Here is a 24,945-nt window from a genome sequence, read left to right as displayed (position 1 = left end):
CGGCTCCGACGTCCGGTCCGAGAGCGCGCATCGGACGCGCTCGAGGAGGTCGTCATGAACGCGACAGATCGAGCACGCTGGTCGGTGACCGCAGTGTTCTTCGTCAACGGGTGTCTGGTGTCGAGTTACCTGGCCCGGATCCCGTCGATCAAGGTCGAGCACCAGCTCAGCGAGAGCCAGCTGGGCATCATCCTGACGCTCTTCGGCGCGGCCGCGCTGGTCTCGATGCAGTTCGTGGGGAGCCTGGTCGCGCGGTCCGGTAGCCGCCGGCTGATCCAGGTCGGCCTGGCCGCGCTCCCCATCCTCCTGGCAGGCGTCGGTCTGGCCCGCAACCCGGTGCAGCTCGGTATTGCCGTACTGCTGATGGGTCTCGTGCATGGCGCGGTCGACGTCTCGATGAACGCTCATGCGGTCGCGGTCGAGCGCCTTCGCGAGAAGCCGATCCTGAACGGCTGTCACGCCGCTTGGAGCGTGAGCGCCGTACTCGCGTCCCTCGTCAGCGCCGCAGTCACCCGCGCCGGTGTCGGCATCGGTGCACAGTTTCTCGTGGTCGCCGCCGTACTGCTGATCGCCGGTCAACTGGCGACCCGCAATCTCCTTCCGCCCGAGGCAGACCGGTCCGGTACGACGAACGGCGAGCAGCGGACCGGCTGGAAGTCGGGATGGACCCGCCCAGTGCTGATCTTCGGCGCGATGGGCTTCGTCGTGATGATCGGCGAGGCAGCCGTGATCAGTTGGAGTGGAGTGCTGCTGCACGAATCACGCGGTGCCGACCTGGCCACCGCCGGGCTCGCCTTCACGGCGTACACGGCATGCCAGACCGCGGGCCGCCTGATCGGTGACCGTCTGACCGAGCGGTACGGCGCCGCAGCCGTGTTCCGGATTGCCGCATCGGTGGCCGTGATCGGATTGGCCGTGGTGGTCGCCGTACCGCTGTGGTGGATGTCGATCGCCGGATTCGGACTGGTCGGTCTCGGTGGGTCCGTCCTGCTACCGCTGATCTTCAGCGCTGTCGGTCGCGAGGGCGGGACTGCCGCCGCGACCGCGGTGTCGCGACTGACCACGTTCACCTACGCCGGAGTCCTCATCGGGCCGGCGGTCGTGGGCTGGATCGCGGCTGCTGCCGGCCTGATCTGGACCTTCACGGGCCTGCTGCCGTTGCTGGCCGGCGTCGCTGTGAAGAGCCGTCTGCTGGCGCGCAGGTCACCGGTTGGGCACGTTTCGGCGTCAGAACCTCGGTAGGAAGCAGACTGCAGCTAGTCGCGTACCGAGGATCGGGCGGGTGACCAAGCCTCCGCCGGATCCCGTCCTGGACGAGTGCGTACGGCGGCCGGCAGAACGGTGCCCAGGGCAACGAGACCCAGGACCGCGCCGATCCAGGCGACGGAGGGGTAGCCGGCGTTGGCGTCGATGGCCAGGCCGCCGAGCCATGGTCCGATGGTGATGCCGACATTGAAGGCCGAGATGTTGAACGCGGCCGCCAGCGTCGGCGCGGACCCGGCCAGGCCGAAGACCCGGGTGTTGATCGCGGGGTTGTTCGCGAAGCCGAAGGCCCCGACGAGCACGATCGCCACGACCGCGAGCCACGGCGTACCGGTGCCGAGGGCAAGGACGATGGATGCCGCGATCCCGCCACCGATGCCGACATGCAGCGTCGCGAAGGGCCGTGCATCCGCCGTCCGGCCGCCGATGGTGATGCCGGCCAGCCCACCAACGCCGTACAACGCGAGCACGACCGGGACCCAGCCTTCGGTGAGGCCGGTGGACTCGGTGAGCAGGGGAGCGAGGTAGCTGAAGATCACCAGGTACGCCGCGGTGGACATCGCCGTCGTGCCATAGGCGAGCCATAGCTTGGGGTTGATCATCGCGCGCAGTTCGGCGCGAAGATCAGGCGTAGTGCCGGAGCGCCCGCCCGGAACGGTGGCGACGACGCCGATCATGGCCAGCGCGGACAGAACGGCGACGGTCCAGAACGCGCCTCGCCAGCCCAGGTGCTGGCCGATGACGGTACCTGCGGGGAGGCCGACGATGGTGGCGATCGTGAGCCCGCCGGCGACGATGCTCATCGCCTTGCCGCGCGCCTCCGGCCCGGCCAGGCCGATGGCTGTCACCGCGGCGACCGCCCAGAAACCGGCGTACACGAAGGCGCCGACGATGCGTGTGGCGACGAGCATGCCGTAGCTCGGCGCCAGGGCGCCGACGACGTGAGTGAGCGCGAAGACAGCCAGGAAGGCCAGCAGTGCAGTACGCCGTGTCCAGCGCAAGGTGACGACGGCCAGGATCGGTGCGCCGACCAGCATGCCGACAGCGAAGGCGGAGATCAGCAGGCCGGCAGCCGGAATGGACACGTTCAGGTCGCCGGCGATCTCAGGCAGGAGACCAGCAAGCATGAGTTCGGACGTGCCCTGGGCGAAGATCGCCAGACCGAGCACATAGACCGCGAGCGGCATAAGTTTCCCTCGTATTGGATCAAACAGTTCACAACGCGGGCAGCGGTGACCGCGGACGGAGGTTGTTCAGAAGGCGCGGAGCGCGGCCGCGACGACGGCTTCCTGGGCACTGCGTGTCGCGCCACCACGGGCGGCGACTCGCAGCCCACTCAGGACGACGAACACGTACTCCGCGAGACCGGCGGCGTCCTGGCCGGCGATCTCGCCCGCCGCTTGCGCGGTACGGATTGCCGTGGTCAGCGCAGCCAGCCGGGTGGCGTGGTCGCGCTCAAGTGCTGCGGCGATCTCGGGATCGTTGGGCGCAAGGTCGACCAGTGTGTTCACGACCAGGCAACCGGCCGGATCGGTCGGATCCGGCTCGACCGCGTCCCAGAGAATGCGGCGAACGCGCTCTCTGGTCGGCAGGTCGCTCTCGATCACCTCGAGCTGACCGCCGGTCCGGTCCTCCATGTAGTGCCGGAGCGCCCGGTCGAAGAGGTCACGCTTGCTGTGAAAGGTGTTGTAGATGCTGCTCCGGCCGAGCCCGGTCGCCTCGCACAGGTCCTGGGTCGACGTGCCGTCGTACCCGAAGGTCCAGAACACCTTCATCGCGGCATCGACAGCGCGCTCCTCGTCGAACGTCCTCGGCCTGGCCATGACGTCAACGATAGCACGTTATAGATCGATCGATCCAAAACTGTTTGTATCGGCACCTGACCTGGGTCTATCGGCGGTGGCGATCGGTTTGATCGAGAAGAATCGTTTTTCGGGATGGCCGTCCCCGACTTACGGTCGGGGACATGACTACCTCGGAGAAGCTGTACCCGGTCAACGGTGTCGAGCTGTGTGCGGAGACCTTCGGTGATCCGGCCGACCCGGCGGTGTTGCTGATCCATGGGGGATCAGCGTCCATGCTCTGGTGGGAGAGCGGACTGTGCAGGAAGCTCGCCGAGCGTGGGCGGTACGTCATCCGCTACGACCAGCGCGACACCGGCCTGTCGACGTCGTACCCGGTTGGCCGGCCCGGATACTCGATGCGCGACCTCGCCGCCGACGCGGCCGGGCTGCTGGATGCCTTGGGCATCGATCAGGCGCACGTGGTCGGGCAGTCGATGTCCGGCGGCACGGCGCTCGTGATCGGCGTGGACCATCCGTCGAGGGTGGCATCGCTGACGTTCGTGTCCACGTCCACGGGAGCCGACGACCTGCCCCCTCCGTCCGGGTCGATGCCGCACCTCGATCCACCCGACTTCACTGACCCGGCCTCGGTCGAGGAGTATGTCGTACGGTCGATGGAGGCGGAGTACCTCGACCACTTCGACGAGGCCGCGGCCCGGGACCTGGTACGGCGGGACATGGCGCGGGCACGGGACTTCGAGGCTTCGCTGACCAACCACTACGCGATGTCGTTCGACGGTCCGGTGAACGGTGGGTTCGGCGACCTGACGATGCCGGTGCTCGTGGTGCACGGCGGGCTGGATCCCGTGTTCCCGTTGGCACACGGCGAAGCCATCCGGGACGCCGTTCCCAACGGCCGACTCGTGGTTCTGCCGGACGTCGGCCACGGAGTGCCGGCGCCGCGGTGGGACGACTTCGTCGACGCGATCGCCTCTCACACCGGGAGCCGATGATGCGCTTCGCGTTGTGGGTTCCGCTCTTCGACGAACTCGCCGACCCGCGCGAGGTGGCGCGTCTCGCGGCCGGGGCAGAGGAGGCCGGCTGGGACGGGATGTTCGTCTGGGACCAGCTGTGGTGGCGGGCGCCGGTGTCGTCGGTGGCGGATCCGTGGATCACGATGGCCGCGATGGCTGCCGTGACCGACCGGCTGCGGCTCGGACCGATGGTGACACCGGTCGCGCGCCGGCGACCGGTGAAACTGTTGCGGGAGGCAACCACGCTCGACGTACTGTCGGGTGGGCGGCTCACGCTCGGCGTCGGACTCGGCAGTGACCGGTTCGCGGGGGAGTTCTCCCGGTCGGGTGACGAGGTCGACGACCGGATCCGCGCCGAGCAGCTCGACGAGGCCTTGGAGATCCTGACCGCCGGTTGGACCGGTGACCCGGTGTCGCATCACGGCACGCACTACACCGTCGACTCGGTCACCTTCCTGCCGCGCCCGATCGCGGGCCACATCCCCCTCTGGGTCGGCGGATTCCCGGGCAAACTCAAACCGCTCCGTCGGGCCGCGCGCTACGACGGCTACTTCCCGGTCAACCTGACCTCCCCGGACCAGCTCGCCGAGTCCGTCGCTCTCCTCGAGTCCATCCGTGGCGACCTCACGGACTACGACATCGTCATCTCGCTACCTCCCGGGACCGACCCAGCGCCGTACGCCGCTGCCACCTGGTGCCTCACCGACGTCGACCCGTCCACCCTGCGCTTGGCCGACGTACGCGCCGTCCTGACCGCGGGCCCGCCGCGCTGAGGTGGGCCTGCCTCTGTCGCCCTGGGCCCGACCGGGTGTCTAATCGAACGGACAGTGGGTGGCGTGGTGGGCGTCGCGGGAGGTCGAATGGCGAGCGTCAGCGAACAGACCGGGATCACTGAACGTACTGGCCCGTCGGTGGGAGTGGCACCGGCGCGGCGGCCTTTGGGGCAGGTGATCGGACGGTTGCTGTCGACGACCGACCACAAAGTGATCGGTCAGCTGTATCTGGTCACCTCGTTCGCGTTCTTCCTGATCGCCGGGCTGATGGCGATGATCATCCGCGCCGAGCTGGCCGAGCCGGGCCTGCAGATCGTGGACGAAGAGGTCTACAACCAGCTCTTCACCATGCACGGCACGATCATGCTGCTGCTGTTCGCGACACCACTGTTCGTAGGTTTCGCCAACGTGATCATGCCGGTGCAGATCGGTGCTCCCGACGTCGCGTTCCCGCGGCTGAACATGTTCAGTTACTGGCTGTTCCTGTTCGGCGGCCTGATCACACTCGGCGCGTTCGCGACTCCCGGTGGCGCGGCCGACTTCGGCTGGACGGCGTACGCGCCGCTCTCGAACGGCATTCGTTCGCCCGGTGTCGGCGGTGACCTGTGGGTGATGGGCCTGTGGATGGCCGGCCTCGGCACGATCCTGGGTGGCGTCAACTTCGTCACCACGATCATCACCATGCGGGCACCGGGAATGACGATGTTCCGGATGCCGATCTTCTGCTGGAACATCCTGGTCACGTCGATCCTCGTGCTGATCGCGTTCCCGATCCTGGCCGCCGCGTTGCTGATGCTGGAGGCGGATCGGCTACTCGGAGCCCATGTGTACGACGCCGCGAACGGCGGAGCGCTGCTGTGGCAGCACCTGTTCTGGTTCTTCGGCCATCCAGAGGTCTACATCATCGCGTTGCCGTTCTTCGGCATCATCACCGAGATCCTGCCGGTGTTCAGCCGCAAACCGGTGTTCGGCTACATCGGTCTGGTCGCGGCGACGATGGCGATCGGCGCGCTGTCGATCGCGGTGTGGGCCCACCACATGTTCGTGACCGGTGGCGTGAATCTGCCGTTCTTCTCGTTCATGACGTTCTTGATCGCGGTGCCTACCGGGGTGAAGTTCTTCAACTGGATAGGCACGATCTGGGGCGGGTCGGTGTCGTTCGACACGCCGATGCTGTGGAGCGTCGGCTTCCTGGTGACGTTCCTGTTCGGCGGGCTGACCGGGATCATCCTGGCGTCGCCGCCGCTGGACTATCAGCTCAACGACAGCTACTTCGTGGTGGCGCACTTCCACTACGTGGTGTTCGGGACCGTGGTGTTCGCGATGTTCGCCGGGTTCTACTTCTGGTGGCCGAAGATGACCGGCCGGATGCTGAACGAGCGGCTCGGGAAGCTGCACTTCTGGTTGCTGTTCATCGGTTTCCACACGACCTTCCTGGTCCAGCACTGGCTCGGTGTGGAAGGCATGGCGCGCCGCTACGCGACGTACGGCGCGAACGAGGGCTTCACCACGCTGAACCAGGTCTCCAGTGTCGGTGCGTTCCTCCTTGGCGCCTCGACGTTGCCGTTCCTCTACAACGTCTATCGGTCCCGCCGCACACCTCCGGTCGGTGTCGACGACCCGTGGGGTTGGGGTCGCTCGCTGGAGTGGGCCACGTCGTCGCCGCCGCCCCGGCACAACTTCGAGCAGTTGCCACGCATCCGCTCGGACAGCCCCGCCTTCGACTTCCACCACCCTGAGTTCTCCCAGGGCGAGCCGCAGTCCAACCTGCTCACCAAGGCCGGGACCGAACCTGAGACCGAGTCCCAGACCGACTCCGAGCGCGAGCCCGACTGATCAGCCGGCCATCCGATCGAGCAGCTCGGTGAGGAGTTGCTCGGTCTGCTGGGGTGCGGGGTTGGTCGCGGCCAGCAGGTCGAGGGTCTGGGTGTAGGTCTCGACGTCGTCGCGTTTGTCCAGGTAGAGCGCGCTGGTGAGGTGCTCCAGGTAGACGATGTCGGGCAGGTCGTGCTGGGGGAACCGCAGCAAGGTGAACGCGCCACCGGTTGCGGCGTGGCCGGGACTGCGGAGCGGGACGATCTGGAGCGTGACGTTGGGCCGACGGGATGCCTCGCGGAGGGCGTCGAGCTGGTCGCGGAGGACATCGAGGCCACCGATCGGGCGGAGCAGGACCGACTCTTCGATGACGGCCCAGAGCTTCAACGGTGGCTCACGGTCCAGGACCCGCTGGCGCCGGGTGCGAAGAGCGACGATCCGCTCGATCTCCTCGTCCGCCCGGGCGTTGCCGGGCGTCAGGCGAGCGACGGCGCGGGCGTAGTCGGCTGTCTGGAGCAACCCGGGAACGAACTGGATCTCATAGGTCCGGATCAGTTCCGCTGCTGCCTCGAGGCCGAGATACGCGTCGAACCAGTCCGGCGTGACATCGCCGTACCGGTGCCACCAACCGCGGTTGTTCGCCTCCCGCGCCAGCTCCAGGAGCCGCTCCCGCTCGCGCGCCTCGGTGACGCCGTACAGGCTGAGCAGGTCCTCGACGTCGCGCTCCTTGAACCCGACGCGGCCGAGCTCGAGCCGGCTGATCTTCGACTCCGACGCCCGGATTGTCCACCCGGCATCGGACCGGCTCACCCCAGCCCGCTCTCGCAGACGCCGCAGATGACTGCCCAGCATCATCCGTAACGCCGTCGGCCCAACAACACCTTGCCCCGCCATAGGACGAGTCTACAGCATTATCGAACATATGTTCCCATGAGATCCGATGGGATGAGCGACCGGCTTGTCATGTCGCAGGACATCGGTGACAGTTCTGCATCAGGACATCGGTGACATTTCTGGTGGGCTTGGTGGTGACACTTCGGCCGCGAGGCTCGGGCGGTGCCAGCCAATGAACCTATCGATCCCCGTGTCCGCCTTGCGATCTCGCAGTGGCCGGACGATGCTCCGCGCGGTGCGGTCTCGACCTTCTGCGCCGAGCACGGCATTTCGCGCAAGTCCTTCTACGAGTTGCGCAAGCGCGCGACGGCCGACGGTCCGGCGGCCGTGCTCGAGCCCAGGTCCAGGCGCCCGAGGACGAGCCCGGCGAAGTTGACCGAGGAGGTCAAAGAACAAGCGGTGCAGGTGCGGGCTGCGTTGGAGGCCTCCGGGCTCGACCACGGGCCGATCAGCGTGCACGACAAGATGCGCGCGATGGGGCTGGAGGTGGTGCCCTCGGTCGCGTCACTGGCCCGGATCTTCCGGCAGGTCGGTGTGGCGCGGTTCGAACCGCGGAAGAAGCCACGCTCGGCCTGGCGCCGGTTCGTCTATCCAGCTCCGAACGCCTGCTGGCAGCTCGACGGCACCGAGTACGTGCTCACCGGTGGGCGTAGGTGTGTGATCCTCCAGCTCATCGACGACCACTCCCGCTATGCGGTCGCTTCCCACGTCGCGTGGGGCGAGACATCTGCCGCGGCGATCGCCGTGTTCGACAAGGCCGTGGCCGCCAACGGCGTGCCTCAGCGGCTGCTGTCCGACAACGGATCCGCGCTCAATCCGTCGCGCCGTGGGCTCCTGGGTCAATTCGTCGTCCACCTGATGGCACTGGGGGTCGAGCCGATCACCGGCAAGCCCTACAAGCCGACGACCCAGGGCAAGAACGAACGCTTCCACCAGACCCTGTTCCGTTACCTCGACAAACAACCGCTCGCCGAGACGCTCGACGAACTGCAGGCCCAGGTCGAGGCCTTCGACCACATCTACAACACCCAGCGCCCCCACCAGGGCCTGCCCGGACGCGTCACGCCCCAGGCCGCCTGGGAAGCCACCGCGAAGGCCGAGCCGCCACGTCCCACACACAACCTTCCCCGTCGCTCCCACCGTCCCGCCAGCCGGCCCCGGCCGCCTCTCGCACCGGCGCCCGCTGACCTGCCCGACGACACCGTCGTCAAGAAGCTGACTCCCGCCGGCATGTTCTACCTGGACAAGGTCCAATACCTGGTCGACGGGCGACGCGGCTTCCAGCAGGTCCTCGTCATCAGCACCGGCAACAAGCCCGGCGACAAGATCACCGTCACCGACCTGGAAGGCGAGATCCTCATCGAGCACACCAGACCCGCACCAGGAGTGACCTACGTCGGCAACGGCCGCCCCCGCGGCCCACGCCAAGACCCCTGAACCGTCACCGATGTCCTGACACACCAACTGTCACCGATGTCCTGATGCAGAACTGTCACCCATGTCCTGAGACATCACAGATGAGCGACCGGCTACCGCGCGATCCGGGCCTCGAAGTAGTACAGCTCGGAGTCGGCTCCGACCTGGGCGAAGCCTGCCTTTTCGAGGGTCCGCTGTGACGCGACGTTGCCGAGATCGGTGTCTGCGCGGATCGTCGTCACGCCATGCGCGGCGGCGATCTGCATGACGGTCGTCAGTGCTTCCGTTGCATAGCCGTGTCCTCGCGCGGACGGCGCCAGTCCGTAGCCGACCTCGACGACGTCACCGTCGGGGCGCCCCTTGAAGCCGATGCCACCAACCGCCAGCCCGTCGGACTGACGCCTGATCTGGTAGTAGCCGAACGGACGCTGGTCGCCGTTCTGCTCGGTGGCGCGCAGGAAGCCGCCGATGGCGGCCAGGTCTCCGTCGAACGGGTAGTCGGCCGCCCAGGTGTCGTCGGTGTCGGGTGCACGATCGCGAATACGCCGCGCCTCCAGCTCATCGATCGGATGCAAGCTCAGCCGTGCGGTGCGGGTATCCATGGCGAGCACTCAACCAGCACGATGGTCCATCCTCAACCGACTAATGACGGCTCAGCAGACCAGCAGCTCAGTCGGCCGGTGCGCTAGTCGATCCGTTGCTCAGCGAGATCTGCCCAGTGCTCGACCGCCGCGGACGTGTAGTGGCGGATCGCCCAGTCGACCATCCGCAGACTCATCACGGCCCACAGCGGGCGGAGTACGTCGGCCGGCAGCGCGTCGAGGATGGCGTCGAGGCGCGGAGTCACCCGTCCGAGCGGCGGCTCGGAATGTACGCCGAACCGCAATGTGACCAGGTCGAATCGACGGTCGCCACGCGCAGCGCCATCCCAATCGATGATCCCGGTGACGGTCCCGTCGACGGCGAGGAGGTTGCCCGGATGATAGTCGAAGTGGACCGCGTCGACCCCATCCAGCAGCGGTGGGTACGCCGCTCCGACCTCCCGCACCCAGTCCTCGATCCGGGCGGTACGACGGTTGTGCGCGCGCAGCGGACCGTGCAAGCAGAAGCCCGGCCCATCGTGGTCCAGGAACAGGTCCTGGGCCGGCACATCCGGTCGATCCCGGAGCAGCCCGGCGTGCAATGAGTTGAAGTCCAGCGCCTGCGTCAGCCCGTGGTCGTCGAGTCGCCTGATAGGTGCTCCGGGCAACAGCTCTTGGACGGTAGCGATCGCCGTACCGAGCTGGACGGCGAGCTCGGTCCGCGGCGCCGGCACGCCCGCCACTCGCGCCGCCTCGGTGACCGCCAGCGGACCGGCTTCGAGGTCCGGCAGTCGCACGCCCGGCCGCCACTTCAGGATGGAGCGATGCCCGTCCTGCCACCGCACGACAGCGGCACCGACGTTACCGCCGGCGCCAAGCCCCTCGACAACCAGCGGAACGCCGGTCTGTTCCTCCAACTCGGCGGCGAGCTGTGCCGCATCGAGCCGTTCGACCGGTGACCAGGCGGAAGAAGTCATCTAGCGAGTCGCCTCCTGTGGGGGTCGCAGAGTCTGCTCGTACAGGTCGACCGCGCCGTGGACCTGCTCGAGGGGAGTGCTCAGACGAAGTTGGAGCAGCGTGCCGTCGAGCGTGATGAGCGAATACGTCACCAGGTGGTCCAGCGGGACATCGGTACGCACGGATCCTACGTCCCGCAGGGTCTGCAGCCGGTCGCGGACCGCCTCCACGACAACCTGTCCCCGCCGCTCCCAGCGCTGCCGGAAGTCCGGATCCGTCAGCAGTTGGCGCCCGACTTCGAGATAGCTGGCGGTGTACCGGAGTCCGGTCTGCGCGTAGTCGTCGACGACTGCACGCAGACCGCCTTCGCGCCACCGCTGCGCGCCGTGGGCGGAGTCCTCCTCGGCGAGAGCGATGAAGATGTCGAGCTTGGTGGGGTAGTAGTTGAAGATCGCCCCGCTCGACAGCCCGGACTCGGTTTCGAGTTCGCGGATGGTCGTGAGTTGGTAGCCCTTCCGGGCGAAGCAGGTGCGGGCGGCGTCGAGGATGAGGGTCCGTCGAGCGGCCTTGTGGGTGTCCGAAACGCGGGGCATGGGTCCCAGTTTACAAAACCGAGCGCGCGCTTTATTTTAGCTGAATGGACACCCTGAGTGCGCAGCGTGGTCTCCGGCCGTTACTCGTCGCCGAGATCGCGTCGTCGTTCGCGCTGGCCGTGCAGGCGATGGCGATTCCGTGGCTGGTGCTGACCAACGGCGGCAGCGCGACGGACGTCGGTGTCGTGATGACCGCGGGGCTGGCGCCGGCGATCGTGCTCGGGATCCCGCTCGGTGGGCTGGTCGAGCGAGTCGGGGCGCGCCGCTGGATGATCGGATCCGACGTGGTCAGCGTCGCGTTGGTGGCCGCCATCGTGACGCTCGCCGAGGTAGATGCCCTGCCGTTGTGGGCCTTGGCCGCGCTCGTCTTCCTGCTCGGGTCGCTGCGGACGCCGTACATGGGAAGCCAGCAGGAGCTTCTGTCCAAGCTGGTCGGCGACCGGGAGGGTCTGCTGGCGCGGGCGACCAGCATTCTTCAGGGTGCGAACCGCACCTCATTGCTGCTCGGTCCGCCGATCGCCGGCGTACTGGTGACTGCCATGGGCGCGGCACCAACGCTGCTCGTGACGATCGCGACCCTGATCGTGGTGATCGCGATCCTGCGGCTCGCCGTACCCCGGGAGACTCGGCAGGTGACGGCCGCTCGGCCGCGGCTTCTCGACGGGCTGCACGAACTCCGGCGCGACCGGCTCGTGAGTTCGTGGATCTCGGCCAGCACGTTCAGCGAGGCCGCGTACCAGGCGCTGTTCGTAGCGATCCCGATCCTGACGGTTCATCGGTACGACGCGACCGCCGCGGCAGCCGGCGTACTCACCGGAGCCTTCGGCGGCGGCGCTGTCGCCGGAAGCTTCGCCGCGATGGCGCTGGCCTCCCGGGTCCGGTCTGTTCGGCTGGCCCTGGCCGGGAAGTTCCTGCAGGCGTTGACGTTCGTGGGCCTGATCCTCGCCGTACCGCTATGGGGTGCGGTCGCCCTGATCGCGGCGCTCGGCATCGCGAACGGCCTGACGAACGGCCCGTCATCTGCGGTGATGATCCCGCGACTGGGCGAACGCCATCGCGGCAATGCGCTCACCGCCGCCGCGACGATCATCATGAGCGGAGGTGCCGTCGGTAGCGCCGCGGCCGGACCGGCGCTCGACCACACCTCGGCGGAGGCACTCTTCACCGTCGCCGCGATCCTGATGGGCGTGAGCTGCGCCCTCTACGTCCGCGGTGCGGTCCTGGCTAGTCGCGGAGGTACTCCGCCCGCCAGCGAAGGATCGTGGGATCGACCGGACTCGGAGACTGATCGAGTTGAATCAGCCGCAGGTCCGGCGTAGCGAACGACTCGATAGCGGCACGGGTCAACGGCCACGGCGGACCTTGGACCTCGGAGTCCGGAACATCGTCCGCGCGAGAGGCCGCGATCACGAGCAAGGTCCCGTCGGGAGCTACCTGCTCACCGACCTGTTTGATGGCGGCAGGCTGGAGGTCGATCGGCAAGGCCTGCACGGTGTAGATCTCGACGACCAGGTCAAAGGCGCGGTGCCACTCGGCAGGCGGGGCCAGCAGGTCAGCGGTGACGTACTGCGCCTTGGAGTCGGGATGGTTGCGGTGTGCGGCCTGGACGGCTGTGGGGGAGATGTCGAACGCGGTGGTCTCATAGCCGAGGTCCGCGATGAGCTCCGCGTCCCATCCGGTGCCGGCGCCCACGATCAGCGCCGTCTTCCCGGTCCCGTCCGGGTGGGATTCGTCGACCCACTCGGTGAGCATCGGGTGGGCCGTACCTCGATCCCACGGGACGACGGCGGCGCCGTCCTCGGCCGCGGAGTAGAGCCGATCGAACCAGCCGGTCGGATCGTCCTGGGACAGCGACTCGTGGGCGATCCGGCGTGACACGACGTCCGGATCCTCCTGTGGCTCAGACATCCGCGCCACCTTCCCGCTTCGCGTCGGCTTCGAGACCTTCGTGTATCGCTCGCACCGTCTGGACCGTATCAACTTGATCAGGGGTCTTGTCGTCCCGATAGCGCAGTACCCGGGCGAACCGCAGCGCCATGCCCGCGGGGTAGCGCGGCGAGGTCTGAACGCCGTCGAAGGCGATCTCCACCACCACCTCTGGCCGGAGATAGACGGTGTACTCGTCGCGGCGCTCCTCGAGCTCCTGGAACCGCTCGGTCTGCCAGCGCAGCAGCTCGTCGGTCAGCCCCTTGAAAGTCTTGCCGAGCATCACGAACTCGCCGGTCGCCTCGTCCCGCGCACCCAGATGCAGGTTCGACAGCCAGCCAGTACGACGCCCGTGGCCCCACTCGGCCGCGAGCACGAGGAGGTCGAGCGTGTGGGTCTGCTTGACCTTGACCCAACCGGATCCGCGCCGACCCGCCTCATAGGGAACGGTCAGGGACTTGACCATCACACCCTCGTGGCCGCGCTTCACCGCGTCGAGGAAGAACGCCTGCCCGGCGTCCGCGTCGTCGGTCACCAGCCGCGGGATCCGTTGTTCCTCAGGGATGAGCTTGCTCAGCCACTCGTGCCGCGCGGCACCGTCGAGACCGATCAGGTCCTGCCCGTCCTGATGCAGGATGTCGAAGAAGTACGGCGTCAACGGCACCGACTCCGGCCCGGTCGCCGCCCGGGTCGCCGTCCGCGACCCGGTGACCTGGAAGGCCTCCGGCCGACCGTCCCGCCGCAGGGCGATCAGCTCACCGTCGAGCACGACCTGCTGCGCGTCGAGAGCGAGTACGGCGCTGACCACCTCGGGCACCCGCTTGGTGATGTCGTCGAGCGTGCGGGTGTAGACCACCACGTTGTCGCCGTCGCGATGCGCCTGGATCCGGATCCCGTCCAGCTTCCACTCGAGGGCGGCCGGCGTACCGGTCTTGGTCAGAGCGTCCGCGACGCTCGTCGCGGACTGGGCGAGCATCGGCTGCACGCCGCGCCCGACCTCCAGCCCGAACTGCGCCAGGCCCGCCTCGCCCTCGGTCAGTACGGCCACCGCAACCGGCGCGGCCGCGCCACGCAACATCGTCGCGGCCCGAATCTTCTCCAGCGGGATCCCGGTCGCTCGGGCGACCGCATCGGCCATCACGCCGTCCAGTGCGCCCTGCCGCAACTCGCCGCCGACCAGCAGCCGCAGGAACCGCTGCTCGTCCTCGGTCGCACGGCCGAACAACGCGTCGATCGCCTCCCGTCGGCGGGCCTGTGACCCGGCCCCGGACATCTCGGCCAGCTCGGCGAACGCGCTGTCGACCTCCTCGACCGTCAGCGACGGGCTCTCGGCGGGCGTCGGCGCGTCCATCAACGTCCGCCACCCGACGCCCGTACGTCGCTGGCGCAGCTCACCGGACAGGTACGTCACCACGATCTCGGTCTCGGCCGGCTCGGTCGCCCGCGACAGCAGCCCGGCGATGAACTCCGCCTTCTTCAGCCGCGACCGCGTCCCGGCCAGCGCGGTCGAGGTCTCGACCACCTCGGTCAGCAACATGACCCCAGTCTCACCCATCCCACCGACAGTCCGGCGTACCCGGAATTCCGAGCGTCAGGGTGCGGGCGGGAGATCGTCGAGGAACTCGGACGTGGGGGTGAAGAACAGCGATCCGGTGACCGCGATGGAGAAGTCGAGGATGCGGTCGTAGTTGCCCTCGGGCTCGCCGATGAACATCCGCCGCAGCATCAGCTCGGTCACTGACGGGGTCTTGGCGTAGCCGATGAAGTAGGTGCCGAACTCCTGCGTCCCGATCGTCCCGAACGGCATGTTGTCGCGCAGGATCTGCAGTTCGTTCCCGTCCTCGTCCTCGATGACGTTCAGCGCGATGTGCGCGTTGCTCGGCTTGTCGTCGTCGGACAGTTCGATGTCGTCGAGCTTGGTCCGGCCGATCGCCAGCTCCTGCTGCTCGACGGTCAGCGCGTTCCAGGCCTTCAGGTCGTGCAGGTACTTCTGCACGATCACATAGCTGCCGCCGGCGAAGTCGGGATCCTCGGCCCCGATCAGTACGGCGTCCTCCGCCTCTGAACCGGCCGGGTTCTCGGTGCCGTCGACGAAGCCCAGCAGGTCGCGCATCTCGAAGTACTTGAAGCCGTGGACCTCGTCGAGGACGGTGGCGGCGCCGTCGAGCGCCTTCATGATCTGGCCGGCCAGCTCGAAGCACTGGTCCAGGTGCGCGGCGCGGATGTGGAAGAGCAGGTCGCCGGGAGTGGAGACGGCGCGGTGCTTGGCGCCGTCGAGTTCGATGAACGGGTGCAGGTGGGCGGGCCGCGGCCCGCTGAACAGCCGGTCCCAGGCGTCCGACCCGATGCTGGTGACGCACGACAGATTCCCGGCTGGTACCCGGAAGCCGACGGACCGGATCAGACCGCTGACCCGTTCGAGCAGATCGCGGGTGGCCTCCTCGCCTCCCGGCTCGATCCGGACCACGAGGAAGATCGCCGAACCGGTCAACGGCATCAGCACCGACTGCGGCAAGGCCCGCGTCGTGGCTGCTGCACCAAGGGTCGGATCAGTCACCACTGTGTTCTCCTCCAGCTCCTTGGCCCGATCTTCTAGAGTCCATTCATGGACCCGCAATCGGGCGAACCGCGCCCACAGGACTCGCCGCCCCCCGGCAACCAACCGAACCCGTGGGTCCCGCCGTACCAACCTGGCCCATCCTCGCAGCCCGGTCAGTACCCGCCGCCCCCGCCCTACCCCCAACCGGGTCCCTATCAGCAGCCTGGCCCGTACCAACAGCCTGGTCCCTACCAGCCTGGTCCCTACCAGCAGCCTGGCCCCTACCAGCCGCAGTGGCCCGGGCCGCACCAACAGCAGCAGTACGGCGCACCGCCGCCGTACCCGGGCCAGTACGCCTACCGGGAGCCGCGCATCATCCCGGCTCCCGGGGGTACGCCGTACCACCGGCTCGGGCGGACGCCGAAGCACAGATGGTGGCGGCCGATCGTCGGGACACTGTTCCTCGCCTCTGGCGCCTTCTTCCTCACCGCGGCGGTACTCGTCGGCTGGGAGATCGTCCACACGCTGATCGCAGGCGAGTTCGTCCAGCCGCAGGGCAATGACATCTTCCCGAGCGACACCGAGAACCTGGCCGTCACGCTGGTCATGCTCGCAGTCCTCACGCCGTTCGTCATGCTGACCGCCTGGCTCGTCCAGCGCCGGCCGGCCTGGAGCGTGGCGTCCGTCCTGAACCGGATCCGCTGGCGCTGGCTGCTGATGTGCTGCCTGCCCGGCCTCGGCTACCTGGCGCTGTCCTACGGGCTGGGTATCGTCGCCGACGCGATCTTCCCGAGCAGTGACGCCACGGCGACCGACGACGGCTCGTGGGTCGGCTTCAGTGCGTTCATCGTGCCGGCGCTGGTAATCCTGCTGCTGGTGCCGCTCCAGTCCGCGGCCGAGGAGTTCGTGTTCCGCGGCTGGCTGCTGCAGGCGATCGGCGCCTACGGCCCGGACCGGCCGGAGGGGCGCGCGCGCTGGCTCCGGGTGCTGTTCCGTTCGCCCTGGCCGGGCATCGTGATCAGCAGCCTGGCATTCGTGTCGGCGCACGGGTACACCGGGTGGGCGATGGCCGACATCTTCCTGTTCGCGGTCACCATCGCGTGGCTGACGGTGCGGACCGGTGGTCTGGAAGCCGGCATCGCGCTGCACGCGATGAACAACCTGTTCGCGTTCTTGTTGCCTGCGGCAACTGGGCAGCTGGACGGCTGGGACCAGCAGGGCGGCGCCCCGTGGACGCTGCTGGCGCTGGACATCCCGTGCCTCGCGTTCTACGCGGCCGCCGTGGTGTGGGTGTCGAAGCGGAACCGGATCGCCCGGGTGAGCTGAGAAAACCGGGCGAGAATTGTCCGGGCTGTCTGCCAGGGTAGGCGCGTGACGAACACGAGGATCGAGGCCGTCCTGTTCGACTGGGGCGGCACACTGGCGACCTGGCACACCATCGACCTGTACGCCGTCTGGCGGACGGTGGCGGCGGTGATCGACGAGGCCCGGGCGGACGAGCTCGCGGGCCGGCTGTTCGAGGCGGAGGCCTCGGTCTGGGCCCGGTCGCGCGACCATCACTTGAGCAGCACGCTCGAGGAGGTCTGCCTGCTGGCCGACGTGGTGATGACCCCGGCGGCCCAGGTCGAGTACGAGCGGCAGTGGCACCCGCACACCGAACTCGAGGCCGACGCGATCGACACTCTGCGCGATCTCCGGGCCCGCGGGCTCAAGGTCGGAGTGCTGTCGAACACGATCTGGTCGCGTAGCCGCCACGAGGAGATCTTCGAGCGGGACGGCGTACTGGAGTTGCTGGACGGGGCGGTCTACACCAGCGAGATCCCGTACACGAAGCCGCACCCGGAGGCGTTCCTGTCGGCCATGCGGGCGTTGGGGGAGTCGGAGCCGTCGCGGTGCCTGTTCGTGGGCGACCGGCTGTTCGACGACGTGTGGGGGGCGCAGAACGTTGGGATGCGGGCCGCGCACATCCCGCACAGCGCGATCCCGGTGGAGCAGATCGGTCACACCGAAGGCGAGCCGGATGCGACCGTCCAGCGGCTGTCCGAGCTCCCCGCGCTCATCGACACCTGGAACAAGGCCGTCGCCTGACCAGTCACGTCATGTGTTCGACTCGCTACGACTAGCGGCCGGACACCAAGTACTGGATCCTCACCACCCCCGGGATGCGTGTCTCGCAGGCGAACATCAACACCTTCAGCAGCAGTGGACAGTTCCCGAGCGACCACCTGCCGGTCGAATCCTGGCTCCACTTGGGCTGAGAAGTGAAGGACCCCCAGCCGGTGTGGCTGGGGGTCCTTCGAGGGGTTTCGGGGTGGGGGTTACGCGGCGAGGGTCGGGTCTGCCAGCAGGCGGAGGCGGCCAAGGGCCTCGCGCTCGATCTGGCGGACGCGCTCGGCGGAGATGCCGTGCACGGCGCCGATGTCGGCGAGTTTGGCCTGCCGGCCGTCATGCAGGCCGTACCGCCGCCGGATCACGTCGGCCGACCGCGGGTCGAGCTGATCGACCAGGCTGAACAGGCCCGAGCGGTCCGACGCGTCGGCGACCAGCTGGTCCGGACCCGGTGCGGTCTCGGCCGCGATCAGGTCGCCCAGCGAGGTCTCGCCCTCGTCGTCGATCGGGTTGTCCAGGCTGATGTGGTCCCGGCCGATCCGGATCAACTCGGTGACCCGCTCCACGTTCAGGTCCAGCTCCGCCGCGATCTCGTCCATCTCCGGCTCACGTCCGAGCTTGCGCTCCAGCGTCCGCCGGGCCGACCCGATCTGGTTCAGCTGCTCCACCACGTGCACCGGCAGCCGGACCACGCGGGCCTGCTGCGCGATACCGCGGGTGATGGCCTGCCGCACCCACCAGGTCGCGTACGTCGAGAACTTGAATCCCTTCCGGTAGTCGAACTTCTCCACCGCCCGGATCAGACCCGTGTTGCCCTCCTGGACCAGGTCCAGCAGCGGCATCTGGGATCGCCCGTACCGGCGTGCGATCGACACCACCAGCCGGAGGTTCGCGGTCACGAACCGCTGCTGCGCGCGCTGGCCCTCTTCGGCCAGCCACTCCAGCTCTTCCTCCGTGGCATATTTGGGCGCTCCGCCCTTCTTGCGTCCAACCCGCCCCTCGGCCAGCAGTTGCTCCGCCAGGAGTCCTGCCTCGACCGTCTCAGCGAGCTCGACCTCTTCCTCAGCCGTCAGCAAAGGTGTCCGCGCGATCTCCTCGAGATAGAGACCGACGCTGTCCTTGCCGTCGATACCGTCGTCCGCCGAGCGGACACGAGCCATGCGAGCCACCGAAACTCCCTTCGTCGTTACATGGAGAGCAACGCTCGAGTGAGGTTCAAGATTCCATGACGAGTGTGTAAACACCCTGAAGGTTCCCTGAGAGTTCCTGGCACGATCGCGCCCTGGAAACCGATGTCCAGGAGCCGCTCGTGTCCGCTTCCCGGCCGCCTTTGCGTCCGGGCGTCCGAATTCCCTTTGCTTTGCGCGGGAATTCGCCTCCGGTGCCCAGCGGCACCCCACGGAAGAAACCTGAGAATCTGTCCAGAATCACCACCACCTCCGGTGTCTTGTGTGGTGCACAACACACGCCGTGCGTGGTGCCGGGGGAACCTTGCCTCCAACCTCTCCAACCAGCAGCAACGCCACCGGTACCCGCCGTGTTCCCGCCCGAAACGAGGGATCAGGCCAGACCGAGGGTGTCGAGTTCCCAGGCCAGGCTGAAGGCGATCTCGTGCCATGCGTCGTACCGTCCGCTGCGCCCGCCGTGGCCGGCGTCCATTTCGGTTTTCAGCAGTACGTCGGCGTCCGCGACCGCGCGGAGTTTGGCCACCCACTTCGCGGGTTCGACGAAGAACACCCGGGTGTCGTTCAGGCTGGTGATCGCAAGGATCCGCGGATACCGCTGGGCGGTGACGTTTTCGTACGGCGAGTAGGACTTCATGTACTCGTACACGTCTGCGTCTTCGAGCGGATTACCCCATTCCTCCCACTCGATCACCGTCAACGGCAGCGACGGATCCAGGATCGTGGTCAGCGCGTCCACGAACGGCACCTCGGCGACGATTCCGCCGAACGCCTCCGGCGCCAGGTTCGCCACCGCGCCCATCAGCAGGCCGCCGGCACTGCCGCCCTGCGCCACGATCCGCTCCGGCCGGGTCCATCCCTCCTTCACCAGGTGCTCGGCCGCGGCGATGAAGTCGGTGAACGTGTTCCGCTTGGCCAGCATCTTGCCGTCGTCGTACCAGTGCCGGCCGAGCTCGCCGCCGCCGCGCACGTGGGCGATCGCGAAGACGACGCCTCGGTCCAGCAGCGACAGCCGCGCGATCGAGAACCACGGGTCCATCGAGCTCTCGTACGAGCCGTAGCCGTACAGCACGACCGGCGCGTTGCCGTCCTTTGCGACGTCCTTGCGTGCGACCAGCGAGATCGGCAGCTTCGTCCCGTCGCTCGCCGTCGCCCACTCGCGGTACTGCGTATACGCGCCGAGGTCGACCCCGCCGAGCACGGGCTGTCGCTTGAGCAGCCGGCGCTCACCGGTCGCCACGTCGACGTCGTACGTCGAACCCGGCGTGACGAGAGACGTGTAGCCGAACCGGTAGCGGGTCTCGTGCCACTCGTCGTTGCGACCGGGGGACACGGTGTGGATCGGCTCCTCGAACTCCAGCACCTCGGGCTCCCCGAAACCTCCCTCGGTACGGCGCATGATCGCGAGCTCGGTGAGGGCGTCACGACGGCGGTGCAGGATGACATGGTCTGCGAACGCGTCGACACCGAGCAGCCGGCTCGATGCGTCGCCCTCGAGCAGCGTGGTCCAGGAGCCGGGGGAGTCCAGCGGCGCGGTCGCGAGGGAGAAGTTCGCCGCGTCCGCGTTGTGCGTGATCAGCAGTTGGTCTCCGGCGTGCTCGACGTCGTACTCGACGCCGCCACGGCGGGGTACGACGACGACTGGCTCGCCGGTGGGGTCGTTGGCGTCGAGCAGCCAGACCTCGCTGGTGATCTTGCTGCCGAGCACGATCTGGATCGCCTGCTCGTTGCGGGTCAGGTCGACGCCGACCCAGAACCGCTCGTCCGGCTCCTCCTTCACCAGCACGTCCTCGGTCGTGCCGAGGGTGTGCCGCCAGACCTGGTACGGCCGCCAGGCGCCGTCGACCTTGGTGTAGAAGATCGTCGACCCGTCCGCGGACCAGGCCGAGCCGTAGTGCACCTCGGGCAGCTCGTCCGGCAGCAGTTCGCCGGTGGCGAGGTCCTTGATCCGCAGGGTGAACCGCTCGTCGCCCTTGAGGTCGACGGAGTACGCGAGCAGCCGGCCGTCGGGGGAGACGTCGACGGTGCCGAGGGAGAAGAACTCCGAGTCGCCGGCCACCTCGTTGCCATCCAGCATCACCTCTTCGCCGGCGATCTCGCCGTCGGTGGCCGGGGGCTGGTCGCCGTCCACCTTCACCCGGCAGTGGATGCCGTACTGCTTGCCCTCGATCGTGCGGGCGTAGTACCAGTACCCGCCGCGCCGGGCCGGCACGCTCAGGTCGGTCTGCAGGGTGCGGTCCGAGATCTCCTTGAAGATTGCCTCACGCAACGATTCGAGGTGCGCCGTGCGGGCCTCGGTGTAGCTGTTCTCGGCGCGCAGGTGGTCCAGCACCTCGTCGTCGGTCTTGTCCCGCAACCACTCGTAGTCGTCGACGAACACATCGCCGTGATGACTGCGTTCGATCGGCTTCCGGGCGGCGACCGGGGGCTTCGCGGCGGTGTTGTCTGCGGAGGGGTTCAAGTCGGACATGCCGCGAGACTACCCGCCGGAGACCGGACGTGGCTGCCGGTTTCCGTGGCCGTCCGATCAGACGTCGTACGTCGCCACGACGGGAGCGTGGTCGCTCCAGCGTTCGGCGTACGTCGGGGCGCGGTGGACGACGCAACCGGTGGCGGATTCGGCGAGTTCGGGCGAGGCGATCTGGTAGTCGATACGCCAGCCGGCGTCGTTGTCGAACGCCTTGCCGCGCCAGGACCACCAGGAGTACGGGCCGGGGCCTTCGCCGCCGAAGTGCCGCCCGAGATCGACCCAGCCGGAGTCGAACAAACGATCCATCCAGGCGCGCTCGTCGGGGAGGAAGCCGCTCTTCTTCCGGTTCGCCTTCCAGGCCTTCAGGTCGACCTCGCGGTGCGCGATGTTCAGGTCGCCGCACATCAGCACGTGCCGCCCGTCCGCCCGCAACTCGGTCAGCCGCGCGGTGATCGCGTCCAGGAACGCGTACTTCTCCTCCTGCCGCGGCGGCGTCTCGAACTCACCCGTGAACACATACGTGCTCACCGCCGTCAGCGTCGTACCGTCGTCCAGTACGACGTCCGCCTCGACCCACCGGCCACACCCGGCGAACCGCTCCGGGCCGATCTCTCCCCGCTCGTCCTTGATCGGCCGACGGCTCGCCACCGCGACTCCCGCACGGCCCTTGTGCCCGTCGATCGACGGCTCCGCGTGCGCGATGTTCCAGTCCCCGCCGAGTTGCTCCCGCAGTACGTCGTCCGTCGCGCGAACTTCCTGCATCAGCAACAGATCCGGATCGGTCTGTTGCAGCCACGGACCCATCCCGCGCCGGAACGCGGCCCTGACACCGTTCACATTCACCGTGGCAACCTTCAGCACCCGTGAACCCTAACCCTCGGTGGTCGTGAGGATGGCGTCGAGGGATTGTTCGCAGAGGTGTTCGAGGGCCTCGGGGGAGATGGTGGGGTTGTCGATCCAGGTGAGCAGAGTCTGCTCGACGTACCCCTGCCAGCCGTGGCAGGCCAGCTCGACCATGGGGGTGATCTCGATGCCGCTCTGGGCCACCGCGCTGACGACCCACGTGCTGAAGACCCGTCGGATCTCGGAGTGCAGTGCGCGTACGTCGGGGTCGCCGGCGGCTGACATCAGCAGGGTGGCGCGGTAGAGCTGAGGTGCTTCGAGGACCGCACGGACGAAGGCGCGGATGCCGGACCGGAGCTGCTCGTCCGGCGGCAGCGACGGGTCGGGCGCGGTGCGCAGCATGACTTCGGCAGCCGCTTCCTCGATCACGGCGTACTGGAACTTCTTCTTCGAGCCGAAGTAGTGGAACAGCAGTGCGGGGGAGACCTTGGCCTCGGCAGCGACCAGTTCGACCGTGAGTTCGCGGTGCGGGTCGGCGACCAGGACGCGGCGGGCGGCCGCGAGGATCTGGTTGCGACGTTCGCCGGGGCGCAGCCGGGCGGACGAGGTCTGGGTCATACCCCCAGTCTATTGAGTAATCGGTCAACAAGCACTTACTGTCGAGTATCCACTCAACAAGCTGGAGGTCCAGATGCGTGGTCAGGTCGTCCTCATCACCGGTGCGTCCCGCGGAATCGGCGCCGCGGTCGCCCGGAAGCTGGCGCGGGACGGCGCCACGCTGGCGCTGATCGGTCTGGAGCCGGACGAGCTGAAGAAGGTCGCCGAGGACTGCGGGCCGGACGCTGGGTGGTGGGAGGCCGACGTCACCGACACCGAGTCGCTGCGGGCCGCGGTCGAGGCGGTGGCCGAGCGGTACGGCCGGATCGACGTCGTGATGGCGAACGCCGGCATCGCCGCGCCCGGGTTCAGCCGGAGCATGGACCCGAAGATGTGGGAGCGCGTCGTGGACGTCGACCTGTTCGGCGTCTGGCGGACCGTTCACTTGACCCTGCCGTATCTGCTGGAGAGCAAGGGCTACCTGCTGCTGGTCTCGTCGCTCGCGGCGATCGTCCACATCCCCGGGCTGGCGGCGTACAACGTGGCGAAGGCCGGCGTGGAGGCGATGGGGGACACGCTGCGGCCCGAGCTCAAGCACCTGGGCGTGCGGGTCGGAGTCGCACACATGACCTTCGTCGACACCGACATGGTGCGTGGCGCTGACGAACACCCGGTGTTCGGCAAGATGCGCACCGGTATCCCGCTGGCGAGCAAGGTGTACCCGCTGGACTTCGCGGTGGACAAGTTCGTCGACGGGATCAGGAAGCGCCGTCGGAGCGTGCACGTGCCGGGCTGGATCGGGGCGATGAAGGTGTTCCGCTGGGTGATCCCGCACGTCATCGAGGCGGGCTCGCGGTTCAGCGTGCCGAAGGCCGATCGGGCCGCGCTCGCCGACGTCCAGGCGCGCGGCGCCGCTGCCTCCTCCCGTGCAACCGGCGCCGGCGGCCGCGCCGACGCCGAGAAGGCTGCCGGCCAATGAGCCGCGAGTACGACGTCGTCCTGCTCGGCGCGAGCGGCTTCACCGGAGCCCTGACCGCGGAGTACCTGGCCAAGAACGCGCCGCCGGACCTCAAGTGGGCAGTTGCCGGACGCAACCAAGGCAAGCTCGAGGCCTTCGGCAAGGACGTCCTGCACGCGGATGTCACGGATCCCCGATCTCTACGAGCCCTTGCCGAGTCGGCCAAGGTCGTCGCCACCACCGTCGGTCCCTACATCCAGTACGGCGAGCCAGTGGTGGCAGCCTGTGCGGACGCGGGGACCGACTACCTCGATCTGACCGGTGAGTCCGAGTTCGTCGATCGCATGTACGTGCGCCATCACGAACGTGCCGTTCAGACCGGTGCCCGGATCGTGCACGCCTGTGGCTTCGACTCGATCCCGTACGACCTCGGTGTCCAGTTCACCGTCGAGCAGTTGCCGCGGCGCGTCCCGATCCAGGTCGACGGTCTGCTGCGGGGCGGCGGTCGTCCGTCCGGGGGCACCTTCCATACCGCGATCACGGCGTTCTCCCGGCCCAAGCAGCACCTCGAAGCACACCGGGCACGTCGCCGCGCAGAGCCAGGGCCGGACGGTCGGAAGGCCAGGGCGGTCTCCGGCAGGATCCACCGGCAGCAAGGCTTCTGGGCGGTTCCGTTGCCGACCATCGACCCACAGATCGTCGGCTACTCCGCCCGGCTGCTCGAGGAGTACGGCCCGGACTTCCGCTACTCGCACTACGCCGCGCTCGAGCGCCTCCCGATGGTTGCCGGAGGCATCGGTGGGACCGCCCTGCTGATGGCGGCTGCCCAGATCCCGCCAGCGAGGAACGCGTTGCTCAAGCGGCTGCAGCCAGGCGACGGGCCGAGCCCGGAGCGCCGGGCGAGGTCCTGGTTCAACGTCCGCTTCGTCGGGCGTGGTGGCGGCAAGCAGGTGATCACCGAAGTTGCCGGCGGCGATCCCGGGTACGACGAAACCGCCAAGATGCTGGCCGAGAGCGCCCTCTGCCTCTGTCTCGACGACCTCCCCACGACAGCCGGCCAGACCACCACCGCCGCCGCGATGGGACCGGCGCTGCGGCAACGCCTGGTGAACGCCGGGATGACGGTTGCCACTCTGAGCACCGACGAGTACTAGTACGCCTGCTCCCGAGTCAGGGTCCCCCGGAATGATCCCGGGCTTGTGGCGCGGA

22 protein-coding genes and 1 pseudogene are annotated in these 24,945 nt (G+C 68.1%); 10 read left to right on the top strand and 13 right to left on the bottom strand.

What is annotated here, in order from left to right; all coding sequences use genetic code 11:
• Nucleotides 1-54 precede the first annotated feature (54 nt).
• On the top strand, nt 55-1,242 hold the full coding sequence (locus OG817_RS15910) for an MFS transporter (RefSeq protein ID WP_406055417.1): 1,188 nt from the start codon (nt 55-57) through the stop codon (nt 1,240-1,242).
• Nucleotides 1,243-1,256: 14 nt separating this feature from the next.
• Here the strand turns inward: OG817_RS15910 and OG817_RS15905 are convergent, their stop codons facing one another.
• Nucleotides 1,257-2,450 carry a Cmx/CmrA family chloramphenicol efflux MFS transporter gene (locus OG817_RS15905; protein WP_406055415.1) on the bottom strand — a complete coding sequence of 398 codons (1,194 nt, stop codon included), beginning with the start codon at nt 2,448-2,450 and terminating at the stop codon, nt 1,257-1,259.
• A 66-nt stretch (nt 2,451-2,516) separates the two neighbouring features.
• Nucleotides 2,517-3,086, bottom strand: coding sequence for a TetR/AcrR family transcriptional regulator (locus OG817_RS15900; RefSeq protein WP_406055413.1), 570 nt, complete (start codon nt 3,084-3,086; stop codon nt 2,517-2,519).
• A gap of 143 nt (nt 3,087-3,229) precedes the next feature.
• On the opposite strand from OG817_RS15900, the gene OG817_RS15895 reads away from it, so the two are divergent.
• The 3 genes from OG817_RS15895 to ctaD all read left to right on the top strand — a co-directional run bounded on the left by OG817_RS15895 (nt 3,230) and on the right by ctaD (nt 6,690).
• Complete coding sequence (locus OG817_RS15895; RefSeq protein ID WP_406055411.1) at nt 3,230-4,060, top strand: alpha/beta fold hydrolase; 831 nt, start codon at nt 3,230-3,232, stop codon at nt 4,058-4,060.
• A complete protein-coding gene (locus tag OG817_RS15890) occupies nt 4,060-4,854 on the top strand; it encodes an LLM class flavin-dependent oxidoreductase (protein ID WP_406055409.1) in 795 nt (264 codons plus the stop codon). Before OG817_RS15895 ends, OG817_RS15890 begins: the two co-directional genes overlap by 1 nt.
• 87 nt (nt 4,855-4,941) lie before the next feature.
• The gene (gene ctaD, locus OG817_RS15885; RefSeq protein WP_406055407.1) at nt 4,942-6,690 is read left to right on the top strand and encodes a cytochrome c oxidase subunit I; all 1,749 of its coding nucleotides are present in this window, start codon (nt 4,942-4,944) and stop codon (nt 6,688-6,690) included.
• Here the strand turns inward: ctaD and OG817_RS15880 are convergent, their stop codons facing one another.
• Nucleotides 6,691-7,563, bottom strand: a complete 873-nt coding sequence (locus OG817_RS15880) for a helix-turn-helix domain-containing protein (protein ID WP_393389303.1) — start codon at nt 7,561-7,563, stop codon at nt 6,691-6,693.
• 204 nt (nt 7,564-7,767) lie between these two features.
• Here OG817_RS15880 and OG817_RS15875 point away from each other — a divergent pair.
• Nucleotides 7,768-8,982 (top strand): annotated as a pseudogene (locus tag OG817_RS15875) (integrase core domain-containing protein); the annotation flags it as partial.
• Between the two features lie 110 nt (nt 8,983-9,092).
• Here the strand turns inward: OG817_RS15875 and OG817_RS15870 are convergent.
• The 3 genes from OG817_RS15870 to OG817_RS15860 form a co-directional block, all read right to left on the bottom strand.
• Entirely contained in the window at nt 9,093-9,581 is a 489-nt protein-coding gene (locus OG817_RS15870; RefSeq protein ID WP_406055405.1) for a GNAT family N-acetyltransferase, read from the bottom strand.
• A gap of 83 nt (nt 9,582-9,664) precedes the next feature.
• Nucleotides 9,665-10,537, bottom strand: a complete 873-nt coding sequence (locus OG817_RS15865; RefSeq protein ID WP_406055403.1) for a phosphotransferase family protein — start codon at nt 10,535-10,537, stop codon at nt 9,665-9,667.
• A complete protein-coding gene (locus tag OG817_RS15860) occupies nt 10,538-11,110 on the bottom strand; it encodes a TetR/AcrR family transcriptional regulator (protein ID WP_396390334.1) in 573 nt (190 codons plus the stop codon).
• A 44-nt stretch (nt 11,111-11,154) separates the two neighbouring features.
• Between OG817_RS15860 and OG817_RS15855 the strand changes: the two genes are divergently transcribed.
• Entirely contained in the window at nt 11,155-12,429 is a 1,275-nt protein-coding gene (locus OG817_RS15855) for an MFS transporter (protein ID WP_406055401.1), read from the top strand.
• On the opposite strand, the gene OG817_RS15850 is transcribed toward OG817_RS15855, so the two are convergent.
• Genes OG817_RS15850 through OG817_RS15840 form a run of 3 tightly spaced genes read right to left on the bottom strand, consistent with a single transcriptional unit; the run spans nt 12,335 to nt 15,593 of the window.
• The gene (locus OG817_RS15850; RefSeq protein WP_406055399.1) at nt 12,335-13,018 is read right to left on the bottom strand and encodes a class I SAM-dependent methyltransferase; all 684 of its coding nucleotides are present in this window, start codon (nt 13,016-13,018) and stop codon (nt 12,335-12,337) included. The genes OG817_RS15855 and OG817_RS15850 overlap by 95 nt on opposite strands.
• Nucleotides 13,011-14,591 carry an ATP-dependent DNA ligase gene (locus tag OG817_RS15845; protein ID WP_406055397.1) on the bottom strand — a complete coding sequence of 527 codons (1,581 nt, stop codon included), beginning with the start codon at nt 14,589-14,591 and terminating at the stop codon, nt 13,011-13,013. The genes OG817_RS15850 and OG817_RS15845 overlap by 8 nt, the downstream gene beginning before the upstream one ends.
• 36 nt (nt 14,592-14,627) lie before the next feature.
• Nucleotides 14,628-15,593, bottom strand: coding sequence for a Dyp-type peroxidase (locus tag OG817_RS15840; protein ID WP_406055395.1), 966 nt, complete (start codon nt 15,591-15,593; stop codon nt 14,628-14,630).
• Between the two features lie 48 nt (nt 15,594-15,641).
• On the opposite strand from OG817_RS15840, the gene OG817_RS15835 reads away from it, so the two are divergent.
• Together OG817_RS15835 and OG817_RS15830 are read left to right on the top strand one after the other, a co-directional pair.
• Nucleotides 15,642-16,901 carry a type II CAAX prenyl endopeptidase Rce1 family protein gene (locus OG817_RS15835; protein WP_406055393.1) on the top strand — a complete coding sequence of 420 codons (1,260 nt, stop codon included), beginning with the start codon at nt 15,642-15,644 and terminating at the stop codon, nt 16,899-16,901.
• 45 nt (nt 16,902-16,946) lie between these two features.
• Nucleotides 16,947-17,663, top strand: coding sequence for an HAD family hydrolase (locus OG817_RS15830; protein ID WP_406055391.1), 717 nt, complete (start codon nt 16,947-16,949; stop codon nt 17,661-17,663).
• Nucleotides 17,664-17,893: 230 nt separating this feature from the next.
• Here the strand turns inward: OG817_RS15830 and OG817_RS15825 are convergent, their stop codons facing one another.
• From OG817_RS15825 to OG817_RS15810, 4 genes are all read right to left on the bottom strand, one after another.
• A complete protein-coding gene (locus tag OG817_RS15825) occupies nt 17,894-18,853 on the bottom strand; it encodes an RNA polymerase sigma factor RpoD/SigA (protein ID WP_396390341.1) in 960 nt (319 codons plus the stop codon).
• A gap of 391 nt (nt 18,854-19,244) precedes the next feature.
• Nucleotides 19,245-21,338 (bottom strand): S9 family peptidase, encoded by a 2,094-nt coding sequence (locus tag OG817_RS15820; RefSeq protein ID WP_406055389.1) that lies wholly within the window; start codon nt 21,336-21,338, stop codon nt 19,245-19,247.
• A 57-nt stretch (nt 21,339-21,395) separates the two neighbouring features.
• Entirely contained in the window at nt 21,396-22,199 is an 804-nt protein-coding gene (xth, locus tag OG817_RS15815; RefSeq protein ID WP_406055387.1) for an exodeoxyribonuclease III, read from the bottom strand.
• Nucleotides 22,200-22,208: 9 nt separating this feature from the next.
• Entirely contained in the window at nt 22,209-22,799 is a 591-nt protein-coding gene (locus OG817_RS15810; RefSeq protein ID WP_406055385.1) for a TetR/AcrR family transcriptional regulator, read from the bottom strand.
• 73 nt (nt 22,800-22,872) lie between these two features.
• On the opposite strand from OG817_RS15810, the gene OG817_RS15805 reads away from it, so the two are divergent.
• Complete coding sequence (locus OG817_RS15805; RefSeq protein ID WP_406055383.1) at nt 22,873-23,757, top strand: SDR family oxidoreductase; 885 nt, start codon at nt 22,873-22,875, stop codon at nt 23,755-23,757.
• Nucleotides 23,754-24,890 carry a saccharopine dehydrogenase family protein gene (locus OG817_RS15800; RefSeq protein WP_406055381.1) on the top strand — a complete coding sequence of 379 codons (1,137 nt, stop codon included), beginning with the start codon at nt 23,754-23,756 and terminating at the stop codon, nt 24,888-24,890. The genes OG817_RS15805 and OG817_RS15800 overlap by 4 nt, the downstream gene beginning before the upstream one ends.
• Nucleotides 24,891-24,945: the final 55 nt, after the last annotated feature.

Source organism: Kribbella sp. NBC_00889 (assembly GCF_045207705.1).
In the GTDB taxonomy this organism is placed as follows: domain Bacteria; phylum Actinomycetota; class Actinomycetes; order Propionibacteriales; family Kribbellaceae; genus Kribbella.
Note: the sequence above shows the minus strand (reverse complement) of the source record. Positions and strands in the feature narration are given on the sequence as shown.

What these genes read in the sequence shown, in the direction of transcription:
- OG817_RS15845 (WP_406055397.1), bottom strand. Translation starts at nt 14,591, where the DNA reads ATGGGTGAGACTGGGGTCATGTTGCTGACCGAGGTGGTCGAGACCTCG.
- OG817_RS15800 (WP_406055381.1), top strand. Translation starts at nt 23,754, where the DNA reads ATGAGCCGCGAGTACGACGTCGTCCTGCTCGGCGCGAGCGGCTTCACC.
- ctaD (WP_406055407.1), top strand. Translation starts at nt 4,942, where the DNA reads ATGGCGAGCGTCAGCGAACAGACCGGGATCACTGAACGTACTGGCCCG.
- OG817_RS15835 (WP_406055393.1), top strand. Translation starts at nt 15,642, where the DNA reads ATGGACCCGCAATCGGGCGAACCGCGCCCACAGGACTCGCCGCCCCCC.
- OG817_RS15850 (WP_406055399.1), bottom strand. Translation starts at nt 13,018, where the DNA reads ATGTCTGAGCCACAGGAGGATCCGGACGTCGTGTCACGCCGGATCGCC.
- OG817_RS15855 (WP_406055401.1), top strand. Translation starts at nt 11,155, where the DNA reads ATGGACACCCTGAGTGCGCAGCGTGGTCTCCGGCCGTTACTCGTCGCC.
- OG817_RS15870 (WP_406055405.1), bottom strand. Translation starts at nt 9,581, where the DNA reads ATGGATACCCGCACCGCACGGCTGAGCTTGCATCCGATCGATGAGCTG.
- OG817_RS15900 (WP_406055413.1), bottom strand. Translation starts at nt 3,086, where the DNA reads ATGGCCAGGCCGAGGACGTTCGACGAGGAGCGCGCTGTCGATGCCGCG.
- OG817_RS15910 (WP_406055417.1), top strand. Translation starts at nt 55, where the DNA reads ATGAACGCGACAGATCGAGCACGCTGGTCGGTGACCGCAGTGTTCTTC.
- OG817_RS15805 (WP_406055383.1), top strand. Translation starts at nt 22,873, where the DNA reads ATGCGTGGTCAGGTCGTCCTCATCACCGGTGCGTCCCGCGGAATCGGC.
- OG817_RS15880 (WP_393389303.1), bottom strand. Translation starts at nt 7,563, where the DNA reads ATGGCGGGGCAAGGTGTTGTTGGGCCGACGGCGTTACGGATGATGCTG.
- OG817_RS15810 (WP_406055385.1), bottom strand. Translation starts at nt 22,799, where the DNA reads ATGACCCAGACCTCGTCCGCCCGGCTGCGCCCCGGCGAACGTCGCAAC.
- OG817_RS15860 (WP_396390334.1), bottom strand. Translation starts at nt 11,110, where the DNA reads ATGCCCCGCGTTTCGGACACCCACAAGGCCGCTCGACGGACCCTCATC.
- OG817_RS15820 (WP_406055389.1), bottom strand. Translation starts at nt 21,338, where the DNA reads ATGTCCGACTTGAACCCCTCCGCAGACAACACCGCCGCGAAGCCCCCG.
- OG817_RS15890 (WP_406055409.1), top strand. Translation starts at nt 4,060, where the DNA reads ATGCGCTTCGCGTTGTGGGTTCCGCTCTTCGACGAACTCGCCGACCCG.
- OG817_RS15905 (WP_406055415.1), bottom strand. Translation starts at nt 2,450, where the DNA reads ATGCCGCTCGCGGTCTATGTGCTCGGTCTGGCGATCTTCGCCCAGGGC.
- OG817_RS15865 (WP_406055403.1), bottom strand. Translation starts at nt 10,537, where the DNA reads ATGACTTCTTCCGCCTGGTCACCGGTCGAACGGCTCGATGCGGCACAG.
- OG817_RS15895 (WP_406055411.1), top strand. Translation starts at nt 3,230, where the DNA reads ATGACTACCTCGGAGAAGCTGTACCCGGTCAACGGTGTCGAGCTGTGT.